This is a genomic window from Ensifer sp. (genome assembly GCF_031989085.1).
In the GTDB taxonomy this organism is placed as follows: Bacteria; Pseudomonadota; Alphaproteobacteria; order Rhizobiales; family Rhizobiaceae; genus Ensifer.
The window spans coordinates 13,472-25,455 of the sequence record NZ_DALZXU010000006.1 but is presented as its reverse complement, the minus strand read 5'-3'; the positions used below and the strand labels follow the sequence as shown (position 1 = coordinate 25,455).

Genomic DNA, 11,984 nt, shown 5'->3' with positions numbered 1-11,984 from the left:
CTCCTCCCAGAACAGGGAAACGCTACACCCGACGCCGCGAAATATCCGGTCTATCTTCGTTGGCAATTTTGCCATTTCCGGCAATACTGACCGCCGAGATGCCATTTCAGGAAATATCATGCCGAAGAAGCAGCCGAGCTTTGATGCCGCGACCATCCGCATTCTCGACCTCCTGCAGCAGAATGCCGAGATCAGCACGGCAGACCTTGCCGAGGCGACGGGGCTATCGGCCTCTCCCTGCTGGCGGCGCGTCAACGAGTTGAAGGAGACGGGCGTCATCAAGGGCTCGGTCGCGCTCGTCGACGCCTTCGCCCTTGGCCTTGCCGTCAACGTCTTCGTGCACGTGTCGCTGAAGCAGCAGGACCGGGCCTCGCTCGATGTCTTCAGCGCCGCGATCAGGACCAAGCCCGAGATCGTCGAATGCTACCTGATGACGGGAGAATCGGACTACATGCTGCGCGTCGTCGTCGAGGACCTGATGAAGTACCAGGCGCTGGTCGTGGACTTCCTGACGACGATCCCGGGCGTCTCCAGCATCCGCTCGAGCTTCGCGCTCAGCCAGATCAAATATACGACCGCGCTGCCGACCGAGCATCTTCGCAACGGCTGAACATGGTGTTGCAGGCTGCTTTCTAGCCCTTGAGATAGCTCACCACGGCGTCCGCGATCATGCCCTTGTGCCGCTGCATCGTGTCGGGCTCCGACAAGTCGCGGCGAAAGATCGTGCCGAAGGTATAGCGGTTGGAGACGCGGAAGAAGCAGAAGGCGCTGATCAGCATGTGCACGTCGATCGCATCCGCCTTGCGCCGGAAGACGCCCTCGGCGGTGCCGCGCTCCAGAATGCCGGCGATGGTCTCGATGACTGAGACGTTGAGATCGCGGATCGCCTCCGAGCGCATCATGTGTGCGGCATGGTGGATGTTCTCGATGCTGACCAGGCGCACGAATTCCGGATTGGCCTCGTCGTGATCGAACGTGGTCGAAATGAGAGTTCGCAGCGCCGCCTCGGGGGCAAGGCTCGACAGCTGCAAATCGGCTTCCAAAGTGCGGATCTTGCGATAGGACCGCTCAAGCACCGAGAGATAGAGCCCCTCCTTGCTCTCGAAATAGTAGTAGATCATCCGCTTGGAGGTTCGGGTCTTCTCGGCGATCGCATCGACCCGGGCGCCGGCGAGACCATGGGTCGCGAACTCGTCCGTCGCGACGATGAGGATGTCCTCCCTCGTGCGCTGTGGATCGTTCTTGCGTCCGTTCTCTGCTCGCGCCGCCATGCCCCGTCGCTTCCTCCGCCCTTGATTATCAACGCGAAATGCCCGTAGCCGCCGCGCCTTGGCCGCGGCTCCACTCCGCACCCCTTCCCCAACTCTTATTGGGCTTGCCCGGTTCTTTCAAGACATGCCGCTTGACATTCGAACTAGTTAGTACATTTTGAAATGGCATTCGGTCGCTTGGAGGAGAGATCGGCATGCCAGCCTTGCGAACTTGGATGTCCTGACCGATGACGGATGTCTGGAACCGCAAGGCGCGGTTGATCGCCTGGGAGGAGCGAAATGTTGAGGATAATCGAATTCTGCTTCCTGCTGCTGAAGGTCGCCATAGCACTTCTGCTTGCAGGCATGGTGGTGCTGGTCTTCGGCAATGTGGTGCTGCGCTATGCTTTCAACACCGGCATTACCTATTCCGAAGAGCTGTCGCGCATCTTCTTCATCTGGCTGACCTTCCTCGGCGCCGTCGTCGCCATGCGCGAACATGCCCATCTCGGCGTTGATTCGCTTCTACGCCGGCTGCCGCCGAACGCCGCGAAGGTGGCGATCCTCTCGGGCCAGGCGCTGATGCTGGGCGCGACCTGGCTGATGATCAGCGGCAGCTGGTCACAGACAATGATCAACCTGCATGTGGCCGCACCCGCGACCGGCATTTCCATGGGCTTCTTCTACGGCGCGGGCCTCGCCTTCGGCATTCCCGCCTTCCTGATCATCCTCTGGGACATGTTCGCCATTGTCACCGGCCGCATCGATGTCACGACCGCGGAATTGGTGCGTGACAGCGAGGACCAGGCCGTCCTTGACGACCATCCGACGCCATCGCTCGCCCACCCCGTCGCCAAGCCCTGAGGAGAGACAGATGACCGTCACGATTTTCCTCGGCGCCCTGCTTGGTCCGATGGCACTTGGCGTGCCGATCGCCTTCGCGCTCATCATCACCGGCGTCGCGCTGATGATGTATCTCGGCCTCTACGATGCCCAGATCGTCGCCCAGAACGTGCTGAACGGCGCCGACAGCTTTCCGCTGATGGCCGTGCCCTTCTTCATGCTTGCCGGCGAGGTGATGAACACCGGCGGCCTGTCGCGGCGCATCGTCAACCTCGCCATGGCGATGGTCGGCCATATCCGCGGCGGGCTCGGCTTCGTCGCCATCTTCGCCGCCTGCATCATGGCGAGCCTCTCCGGCTCGGCCGTCGCCGACGCGGCGGCGCTCGGCGCGCTTCTGCTGCCGATGATGCTGAAATCCGGCCACGACCCGGCCCGCGCCGGCGGCCTTCTTGCCTCCGCCTCGATCATCGGCCCGATCATTCCGCCTTCGATCGGCTTCATCCTCTATGGCGTCGTCGGTGGCGTCTCGATCACCAAGCTGTTCCTGGCCGGCATCTTCCCCGGCCTGATGATTGCTGCCGCCCTCTGCGTCACCTGGATGATCGTGTCGCGCAAGGAGCAGCACCAGCTGCCGCCGCGCCAAAGCGGCACCGTCAGGATGAAGGCCTTCATCGACAGCCTCTGGGCGCTGTTCCTGCCTGTCATCATCATCGTCGGCCTCAAGTTCGGCGTGTTCACGCCGACGGAAGCCGGCGTGGTTGCCGCCGTCTATTCGCTGTTCGTGTCGATGGTGATCTACCGTGAGCTGCCGCCGGCCAAGCTGTTCCACGTCTTCGTCGCGGCTGCGAAGATCACGTCGATCGTGATGTTCCTCGTCGCCTGTGCCGCCGTTTCGGCCTGGCTGATCACCGTCGCCGACGTGCCCGGCGATCTCGTCGCCCTTCTCGAACCGCTGATGGACAACCAGACGCTGCTGCTGCTGGCAATCATGGCGCTCGTCGTCGTCGTCGGCACCGCCATGGACATGACGCCGACCATCCTGATCATGACGCCGGTGCTGATGCCGATCATCAAGCAGGCGGGTATCGATCCGGTCTATTTCGGCGTGCTGTTCATCATCAACAACTCGATCGGCTTGATCACCCCGCCTGTCGGCACGGTGCTCAACGTCATCTGCGGCGTTTCCAAGCTCAAGATGGAAGAGCTGATGAAGGGCGTCATGCCCTTCCTGATCGCCGAGCTGATCGTGCTTTTCCTGCTCGTGCTGTTTCCGCAACTGGTGACCGTGCCGGTCACCTGGTTTGCGCGATAGGCGCTGAAAGACGCGTGCAACATTCAACCGGCTGGAGGGAGAAACCGGCCAAACCTGGGAGGGAATTATGTTCGACAGACTGATGAAAATGGCACTCGGCGTTGCGTTGCCGGTGGCGCTGATGGCGGCGAGCCCGGCGCTCGCAGAGATCCGCGAGCAGCAACTCAAATTCGCCGCCGCCAACAACAAGGGCCATCCCCAGGTGATGGGCATGGAGAAATTCGCCGAGTTGGTGAAGGAGAAGAGCGGCGGCAAGATCGAGGTCAAGCTGTTTCCGGGCGGCGTGCTCGGCGGCGACGTCCAGACCGTCTCGGCGCTGCAGGGCGGCGTCATCGAAATGACCGTGTTGAACGCCGGCATCCTCGCCGGCAACGTCAAGCAGTTCGGCGCCGTCGACCTGCCCTTCCTGTTCAACAACGGCGAAGAGGCCGACAAGGTCATGGACGGCCCCTTCGGCACCGGCCTTTCCGAACTGCTGCCCGCGACCGGGCTCGTCGGGCTTGGCTATTGGGAGCTGGGTTTCCGCAATCTCACCAACAACCGCCATCCGGTCACCAAGCTCGAGGACATCAAGGGGCTGAAGATCCGCACCATCCAGTCGCCGATCCCGATCGAGCTGTTCAACAATCTCGGCGCCAATGCCGTACCGCTGCCCTATACCGAGCTCTACACCGCGCTCGAAACCGGCACGGTCGACGGGCAGGAAAACCCGGCCGCAAACATTCTCAACGCCAAGTTCTATGAAGTGCAGAAGTACATGACGGTGACCCGTCACCAGTACAACCCGCAGATCGTGCTCATCAGCAAGAAGTTCTGGGACGGCCTCAACGACGAGGAAAAGGCGGTGCTCCAGACATCTGCGACCGAAGCCCGTGATTACCAGCGCCAGGTCTCGCGCGAGTTCGACGCCAAGGCGATCGCCGACATCAAGGCGACCGGCATGGAGGTCAGCGAACTGTCGCCGGAAGAAACCCAGAAGCTGCGCGACGCCGTCAAGCCGATGATCGAAAAGTTCAGCGCCGAGATCGGTCCCGACACGGTCGGGGCGCTGTTCAAGGAGCTCCAGGCCCTTCGCGGCCAGTAAGCCTGCCGCCGGCCCGCGATCGGCGTGGGCCGGCACCCCTTCCCATCAGGAAAGCCGTCGAGATGACCGAGACCCTTCTCAAACCGTTGAAAGCCGGATTGATCGGCGCCGGCATCCAGGCCTCGCTCACGCCGGCCATGCATATGCGCGAAGGTGCGGCACAGGGGCTTGCCTATGAATACGAGCTGATCGACCTCAACCAGCGCGGCATCGGCCCCGAAGGCCTGCCGCACTTGCTTGGCGAAGCCGAACGGCGGGGCCTTTGCGGGTTGAACATCACCCATCCGTGCAAGCAACTGGTCATGCCGTTCCTCGACGAACTGTCGGACGAGGCGCGAGCGCTCGGCGCGGTCAACACGGTGGTGCTCAAAGCGGGCCGGCGGATCGGCCACAACACCGACTGGTGGGGCTTTGCCGAGAGCTTTCGGCGCGGGCTGCCCGATGCCGGCCTGTCGCACGCGGTACAGCTTGGCGCCGGAGGCGCGGGCGTTGCCACCGCCTACGCGCTGCTTTCGATGGGGCTGATCGCGCTGACGGTCTTCGACCGCGAAGCAGAGCGTGCCGAAACGCTGGCGGCCGGCATGTCGGCACTGTTTCCGCAGGCAACCATCGTCGCCGGCACCGACCTTGCCCGGGCGATGCACGTGGCCGACGGGCTCATCCACGCGACACCGACCGGCATGGCGAAATATCCGGGGCTGCCGCTGCCGGCCGATCTGCTCGAGGCGCGCCACTGGGTGGCCGAAGTCGTCTATTTCCCGTTGCAGACCGCGCTTCTGACAGAGGCCCGCCGGCGTGGCTGCAGAACGCTCGACGGTGGCGGCATGGCGGTGTTTCAGGCCGTCGGCGCGTTTCGTCATTTCACCGGCCGCGAACCGGATGCCGCCCGGATGCTTGCCCATTTCAAGGCCCTGACCGCCTGACGACTGCGCAACGAAGGAGACACGCATGAAAACCTCGATTGCCACCGTCTCCTTGAGCGGCGACCTGCGCAGCAAGCTGGAGGCGATCGCAAAGGCCGGCTTCGACGGTGTCGAGATCTTCGAGAACGACTTTCTGGTGTTCGACGAGAGCCCGCGCGAGGTCGGCCGGATCGTGCGCGACCATGGCCTTGCGATCTCGCTCTTCCAGCCATTTCGCGATTTCGAGGGCATGCCGGAACCGCTGAGGGCCCGGACATTCGACCGGGCGGAGCGCAAGTTCGACCTGATGCAGGAAATGGGCACCGACCTGGTGCTCGTCTGTTCCAACGTGTCGCCCGCCGCGCTCGGCGGGCTCGACCGGGCGGCGGCCGATTTCCGCGAGTTAGGCGAGCGCGCCGCCAGGCGCGGCCTCAGGGTCGGATACGAGGCGCTCGCCTGGGGACGCCATATCAACGACCACCGCGATGCCTGGGAAGTGGTGCGCCGCGCAGACCACGAGAATGTCGGCCTGATCCTCGACAGCTTTCACACGCTGGCGCGCAAGATCGACGTCAATTCCATCCGCTCGATACCGAAGGAGAAGATCTTCATCATCCAGCTGGCCGACGCGCCGCTGATCGATATGGACCTGCTCTACTGGAGCCGGCATTTCCGCAACATGCCCGGTGAAGGCGACCTGCCGATACTCGACTTCATGCGGGCAGTGGCCGCAACCGGCTACGACGATTATCTGTCGCTGGAAATCTTCAACGACCAGTTTCGCGGCGGCTCGGCGACGGCCATCTCCGTCGACGGCCAGCGCTCGCTGGTCTATCTCGCCGACCGGGTGCAGCGTGCCGAGCCCGATACCGCGCAGCGCGTGCCTGACATGCCCGACCGCTCCGACGTCGACGGCATCGCCTTCATCGAGTTCACCATCGACGCCGAGGAAGCGGCGCCACTCGAAGCGCTCTTCGGCACACTCGGCTTTCGCCGCGCCGCACGCCACAGGAGCAAGAGCGTCACGGTCTTCCAGCAAGGCGACATTCGTCTGGTGATCAACACCGAAAGCCGCGGCTTTGCCAATTCCTCCTACCTCGTGCACGGCGCTTCGGCCTATGCGATGGGGCTTCTGGTCGACGATGCCCGGGCGACACACCGCCGCGCGCTGGCGCTCGGCGCCGAGGGATTTTCCCAGCCGCTCGACGAGGGAGAGATCGAAATGCCAGCGGTGCACGGCGTCGGCGGCGGCATCGTCTACTTCCTCGATCGCGACAGCGATCTCGGCAGGATATGGGACGTCGAATTCGAACCGGTGCACGACCCGGTGACCGCGGCGGGCCTCTCGGCGATCGACCACATCGCCCAGACAATGCACTATGACGAACTGTTGACGTGGCTCCTGTTCTACACCTCCCTGCTCAAGGCGCATAAGACGCCAGTCGTCGATATCATCGACCCATCGGGCATCGTTCGCAGCCAGGTAGTGGAAAACGCATCCGGATCGCTGCGCATCACCATGAACGGGGCCGAGAACCGCAACACGCTCGCCGGGCGCTTCATCGCCGAAACCTTCGGCTCCGGCATCCAGCATCTCGCCTTCAACACCGACGACATCTTCAAAACGGCCGACCAGCTTGCCGCCGGTGGCTTTGTCTCGCTGGCGATCTCGCCGAACTATTACGATGATCTGGAAGCCCGCTTCGGGCTCGATCCTGATTTCACCGAGCGATTGAAGGCGAAGAACATCCTCTACGACCGGGACGATCACGGCGAATATTTCCAGCTCTACAGTCCGACCTTTTCCGGCGGCTTCTTCTTCGAGATCGTCGAGCGCCGCGGCTATCGCGGTTATGGCGCGGCCAACGCCATCTTCCGGATCGCGGCCCTTCGCAAGTTGCTCGAGCCGGCGGGCATGCCCCGCGCCTGAGCATCGATCGCCACGCGCCGGACGTAACAGTTACGAAAAGGAGATTTACTCTTCTAAGACAGAGTATTCGTGACTACTGTGCCCTTAAGCAGACTCCGTGGGACTGAACCTGGCCTTGTTGCTGAAAGGGTGTCGCATGACCGTGCCGAAAGCCGCTTTCTCTGCCTTTTCGTTTCTTGTGGCGGTCGCGCTCAGCGTCTCGAATGCCGGCGCGCAACAGGCGCCGGCCGTGGTCGTGGCGCCAGCAAAGATCGTCGATCTGCGCGAAAGCGTCGACCTGACCGGCCGGGTGGCGGCCACCCAGAAAGTCGACATCCGCGCCCGCGTTGCCGGCTTCCTCGAGGCGGTCAACTTCAAGGAAGGGCAGAAGGTAACGGCAGGCACCCAGCTCTATCAGGTCGAGGACGGCGCCTACCGCGCGGCGGTGCAGGAGATCGTCGGTTCGATCGAAGCCGCCGAGGCGCAGCGGGATCTGGCAGTGCTCGAGCAGGAGCGTGCCAAACAGCTGATCGCGACCAATACGATCTCGCAGGCCAAGGTCGATACCGCCAATGCCGAAGTCAAGAAGGCTGAGGCCGAGCTCGTCAGGTTGAAGGGCAGCAAGGAGAGTGCCGACCTCAACCTCTCCTACACCAAGATCATCGCACCCTTCGAAGGCGTGCTGGGCCTGACCTCTGCCGATGTCGGCGCGCTGGTCGGCCCGGATGCCGGCCCGCTCGTCACCTTGACGAAACTCGACCCGATCTATGTGGAGTTTCCCGTCTCGACCGCACTGCTCCTGACCTACCGTGAGCGCGTGCAGAAGGGCGTGACGCATGGTGGCGCGAATGTCGGCCTGACCTTGCCGAACGGAACGGAATATCCGCTGAAAGGCACGATCGATTTCATCTCCAGCACGGTCGCGCAAGGGACGGACACGGTCACCGTGCGCGCCGTGTTCGACAACCCGAACGCGCTTCTGCTCGACGGGACGCTGGTGCGGGTCATGCTTGAACAATCCGACAAGCAGGACGTGTTGGCCGTTCCGCAGCAGGCGGTGCAGCGCGACCAGCAGGGCGCCTTCGTCATGGTTGTCGATGCCGCGTCCAAGGTCGAACTGCGTCGTATCGACGTCGACCGTTCTGCTCGCGGCCTGTCAGTCGTCAGCAAAGGGCTGAAGGAGGGCGAGAACGTCATCACCGAAGGTGTCGGCAAGGTGAGGCCGGGCATCACGGTTGACGCGGCACCGGCTGCGGGTGGCTGAACATGATCTCTGAAATCTTCATCGATCGCCCGCGCTTTGCCGCCGTCATCTCGATCGTTCTGACGCTCGCCGGCCTGATCGCGCTGACCCGGCTGCCGATCGCCCAGTTTCCCGACATCGTTCCGCCGCAGGTAAGCGTCACCGCGAGCTATCCCGGCGCTGGCGCCGAGGTGGTCGAAACCACCGTCGCCCAGCCGATCGAGAGCAAGATCGTCGGCGTCGACGACATGCTCTACATGAAATCGACGAGCGGCGCCGACGGCTCCTACACATTGACCGTGACCTTCGCGGTCGGCACCGACCCCGACATCGCCACCGTCAACGTGCAGAACCGCGTGTCGCTGGCCGAGGCGGGGCTGCCGGCGGAGGTCAAGCAGACCGGCGTCAGCGTGCGCAAGAAATCGTCGGCGCTGATGCAGGTGATCACCATCTACGGCAAGGAAGGCAGCGACTTCGATTCGTTGTTCCTGTCGAACTACGCGACGATCAACCTGCTCGACACGGTCAAGCGGACGCCGGGTGTCGGCGATGCCTCGCTGTTCGGCGCGCAGGACTACGCCATGCGCATCGTTCTCGACATCGACAGGCTGACCAATCTGGGCCTGACGCCGACCGATGTGATCAACGCACTGAAAGCGCAGAACGTTCAGGCGGCGATCGGCCGGATCGGCGCGCAGCCGATGACCGACGACCCGCTGTTTCAGCTCAACCTGCAGACCCAGGGCCGCCTCACCGATCCCGCACAATTCGAAGACGTGGTGTTGAGGGCTGAGCCGGACGGCTCGTTCGTGCGCATCCGCGATATCGCCCGGGTCGAACTGGGGGCCGCGAGTTCCGACAGCAACGCCCGCTTCAATGGTAAACCGGTGGCGATGATCGGCACCTACCAGGCACCGGGCGCCAACGCGCTTGCCGCCGCCGAGGGCGTCAATCAGGCTCTGGAGCGATTGTCCCGGTCGTTTCCCGACGGCCTGACCTACTCCATCTCCTATGACACCACTCAGTTCGTCGAGGCGAGCGTCGACAACGTCGTGCATACGCTGCTCGAAGCCTTCGTTCTGGTCATCATCGTCGTCTTTCTGTTCCTGGGCAATGTCAGGGCGACGTTGATCCCTCTGATCGCCGTGCCGGTCGCGCTGATCGGTACCTTCGCGGTCATCCTGGCCATGGGCTTCTCGCTGAACACCATCTCGCTGCTGGCGATGGTTCTGGCGATCGGCATCGTCGTCGACGACGCGATCGTCGTCGTCGAAAACATCGAGCGGGTGATGGAGGAAAACCCCGGCATGCTGGCTCCCGAGGCAGCCCGGCTTGCCATGGGCGAGATCACCGGGGCGATCGTCGCCATCACGCTGGTGCTGCTGTCGGTGTTCGTGCCGGTCGCATTCATTCCCGGATTGAGCGGGCAACTGTTCCAGCAGTTCGCCGTCGCGGTGTCCGTGTCGATGGTGATCTCGGCGATCAACGCGCTCACTTTAAGCCCGGCGCTCTGCTCGATCCTGCTGAAGCCGCATCACGGACCCAAACGCGGCATCCTCGGCTGGATCTCGCGGCGGATCGACAACGGCCGCGACGGTTATGTCCATGTGGCCGGGCATATCGCCCGCCGTGCGGTTCTCGGGCTCGTGCTTCTGGCCGTTGCGATCGCGGCGAGCGGCTGGCTCTTCCGTATCGTCCCAACAGGCTTTCTGCCGAGCGAAGACCAGGGCGCCTACTTCACCGAAATCAGATTGCCGGAGGGAGCGTCCTACAACCGCACCGACGCGGTCGTGCGCGACGTCGAAAAGATGCTCGCAGGCATCGATGGCGTAGCCGACGTCATTACCGTCACCGGCTACAGCTTCCTCGATGGCCTTTCCAAATCGAACAGCGCCTTTGCCATCGTCACCATGAAGCCGTTCGCCGAGCGGCCCGGCAAGGCGAGCTCCGTCGATGCCGCGGTTGCCACGACCATGGCCAAGGGCGCCACCGTGCGCGGCGCACAGATCTTCGCCTTCAACCTGCCGCCGATCATGGGTCTCGGCACCGGTTCCGGCTTCGAGTACCAGTTGCTCGATCTTCAGGGCCGATCGCCGGCGGACCTTGCGGCAACGGCCGGGGGCCTGATCGTCGCAGCCAACCAGAACCCGCTGCTCGGGCCGACCTTCACCACCTATTCCGCGAGCGCGCCGCAGCTTTATCTCGATCTCGACCGGGACCGCCTGCAGGCACTCGGCGTCTCGGTTAGCGACCTCTTCACCACGCTCCAGGGCACGCTCGGGTCGTTCTACGTCAACGACTTCAACCTGTTCGGACGCAGCTGGAAGGTCAACATGCAGGCGGCACAGGCCGACCGCGCCTCGGTCGACGACATTTCCCGGCTGCACGTGCGCAACGCCTCCGGCGGCATGGTGCCGGTCGCCTCCGTCGCCCGCGTCGAATATGTCATCGGGCCGCAATCGATCGTCCGCTACAACAATTATCGCTCGATCACGCTCAACGGTCAGCCCGCAGCCGGCGTGTCGTCCGGCGAGGCGCTGGCCGCGATGGAAGCGCTGTCGGCCACCACGCTACCGCCCGGCTACAGCTACGAATGGACGGGCACCGCTTTGCAGGAGCTTGAAGCTGCCGGGCAGACAACGGTGATCCTCGCGCTCGCGGTGCTGTTTGCCTACCTGTTCCTCGTCGCACTCTATGAAAGCTGGACGATCCCGGTTCCCGTGCTGTTGTCGGTGGCGGTCGGCGTCGCAGGCGCCCTCGTCTCGGTCCTGATCGCGGGCCTCTCCTTCGACATCTACGCCCAGATCGGCCTCGTCGTGCTGATCGCGCTCGCCTCCAAGAATGCGATCCTGATCGTCGAATTCGCCAAGTTCCACCGGGAGAAGGGTGCAGGCATCGTCGAGGCGGCGATGGAAGGCGCCCGCGCCCGCTTCCGTGCCGTGATGATGACGAGCTTCGCCTTCATCGTTGGCCTCGTTCCGCTGGTGACGGCGCAAGGGGCCGGCATGCTGAGCCGTCGTGCCGTCGGCACCGGCGTGGCGGGCGGCATGCTTGCCGCTTCGCTCATCGGCATCTTCATCATCCCGGCGCTCTATGTCGTCTTCCAGTGGCTGCGCGAGCGCGGCCACAAGCTCGCCGGACTTTCGACCACGGGCGGCGTTCACCCATCGGCCGCGAAGGTTGATGCCGAAGCGCATGTTGCCGCCGATAGTCAAGAGGAGGCCCGGCGCCCCGCCGTCGAACCAAGCGGTCCCTGACGCGGGCCCGCTGTCACACGCGCTTCAAGAAAGGCCGCTATGCGGTTTGCCCATCTGTGGCACGGCGCCTGCAGTTCCGCAGGCGCCAGACCGCAACTTGACAGCCAGTGCGAAACGGCGGCAAAGTTCCGGCATGGGGTCGCGATCACCCCACGAGGCGACAGCCGAAGTATCGCGTCCAATC

General features: G+C 63.6%; 9 protein-coding genes. 8 read left to right on the top strand and 1 reads right to left on the bottom strand.

Annotated features, from left to right (window positions below; genetic code table 11):
* Window positions 1-118: 118 nt before the first annotated feature.
* Entirely contained in the window at window positions 119-610 is a 492-nt protein-coding gene (locus RTP54_RS22270; RefSeq protein WP_112810740.1) for an Lrp/AsnC family transcriptional regulator, read from the top strand.
* 22 nt (window positions 611-632) lie between these two features.
* Here RTP54_RS22270 and RTP54_RS22265 read toward each other — a convergent pair whose 3' ends face one another.
* Entirely contained in the window at window positions 633-1,271 is a 639-nt protein-coding gene (locus RTP54_RS22265) for a TetR/AcrR family transcriptional regulator (protein WP_112810739.1), read from the bottom strand.
* 279 nt (window positions 1,272-1,550) lie between these two features.
* Here RTP54_RS22265 and RTP54_RS22260 point away from each other — a divergent pair, with 279 nt between their 5' ends.
* The 7 genes from RTP54_RS22260 to RTP54_RS22230 all read left to right on the top strand — a co-directional run bounded on the left by RTP54_RS22260 (window position 1,551) and on the right by RTP54_RS22230 (window position 11,800).
* Entirely contained in the window at window positions 1,551-2,114 is a 564-nt protein-coding gene (locus tag RTP54_RS22260; protein WP_312365818.1) for a TRAP transporter small permease, read from the top strand.
* A 10-nt stretch (window positions 2,115-2,124) separates the two neighbouring features.
* The gene (locus RTP54_RS22255) at window positions 2,125-3,405 is read left to right on the top strand and encodes a TRAP transporter large permease subunit (protein ID WP_112810737.1); all 1,281 of its coding nucleotides are present in this window, start codon (window positions 2,125-2,127) and stop codon (window positions 3,403-3,405) included.
* A 67-nt stretch (window positions 3,406-3,472) separates the two neighbouring features.
* Window positions 3,473-4,489, top strand: coding sequence for a TRAP transporter substrate-binding protein (locus tag RTP54_RS22250; protein WP_312365817.1), 1,017 nt, complete (start codon window positions 3,473-3,475; stop codon window positions 4,487-4,489).
* A gap of 62 nt (window positions 4,490-4,551) precedes the next feature.
* The gene (locus tag RTP54_RS22245) at window positions 4,552-5,412 is read left to right on the top strand and encodes a shikimate dehydrogenase (protein WP_312365816.1); all 861 of its coding nucleotides are present in this window, start codon (window positions 4,552-4,554) and stop codon (window positions 5,410-5,412) included.
* Between the two features lie 25 nt (window positions 5,413-5,437).
* Window positions 5,438-7,321, top strand: a complete 1,884-nt coding sequence (locus RTP54_RS22240) for a TIM barrel protein (RefSeq protein ID WP_312365815.1) — start codon at window positions 5,438-5,440, stop codon at window positions 7,319-7,321.
* A 136-nt stretch (window positions 7,322-7,457) separates the two neighbouring features.
* On the top strand, window positions 7,458-8,564 hold the full coding sequence (locus RTP54_RS22235; RefSeq protein WP_112810733.1) for an efflux RND transporter periplasmic adaptor subunit: 1,107 nt from the start codon (window positions 7,458-7,460) through the stop codon (window positions 8,562-8,564).
* Window positions 8,565-8,566: 2 nt separating this feature from the next.
* On the top strand, window positions 8,567-11,800 hold the full coding sequence (locus RTP54_RS22230) for a multidrug efflux RND transporter permease subunit (protein ID WP_312365814.1): 3,234 nt from the start codon (window positions 8,567-8,569) through the stop codon (window positions 11,798-11,800).
* The last annotated feature ends 184 nt before the right edge of the window (window positions 11,801-11,984 follow it).

What these genes read in the sequence shown, in the direction of transcription:
- RTP54_RS22270 (WP_112810740.1), top strand. Translation starts at nt 119, where the DNA reads ATGCCGAAGAAGCAGCCGAGCTTTGATGCCGCGACCATCCGCATTCTC.
- RTP54_RS22265 (WP_112810739.1), bottom strand. Translation starts at nt 1,271, where the DNA reads ATGGCGGCGCGAGCAGAGAACGGACGCAAGAACGATCCACAGCGCACG.
- RTP54_RS22260 (WP_312365818.1), top strand. Translation starts at nt 1,551, where the DNA reads ATGTTGAGGATAATCGAATTCTGCTTCCTGCTGCTGAAGGTCGCCATA.
- RTP54_RS22255 (WP_112810737.1), top strand. Translation starts at nt 2,125, where the DNA reads ATGACCGTCACGATTTTCCTCGGCGCCCTGCTTGGTCCGATGGCACTT.
- RTP54_RS22250 (WP_312365817.1), top strand. Translation starts at nt 3,473, where the DNA reads ATGTTCGACAGACTGATGAAAATGGCACTCGGCGTTGCGTTGCCGGTG.
- RTP54_RS22245 (WP_312365816.1), top strand. Translation starts at nt 4,552, where the DNA reads ATGACCGAGACCCTTCTCAAACCGTTGAAAGCCGGATTGATCGGCGCC.
- RTP54_RS22240 (WP_312365815.1), top strand. Translation starts at nt 5,438, where the DNA reads ATGAAAACCTCGATTGCCACCGTCTCCTTGAGCGGCGACCTGCGCAGC.
- RTP54_RS22235 (WP_112810733.1), top strand. Translation starts at nt 7,458, where the DNA reads ATGACCGTGCCGAAAGCCGCTTTCTCTGCCTTTTCGTTTCTTGTGGCG.
- RTP54_RS22230 (WP_312365814.1), top strand. Translation starts at nt 8,567, where the DNA reads ATGATCTCTGAAATCTTCATCGATCGCCCGCGCTTTGCCGCCGTCATC.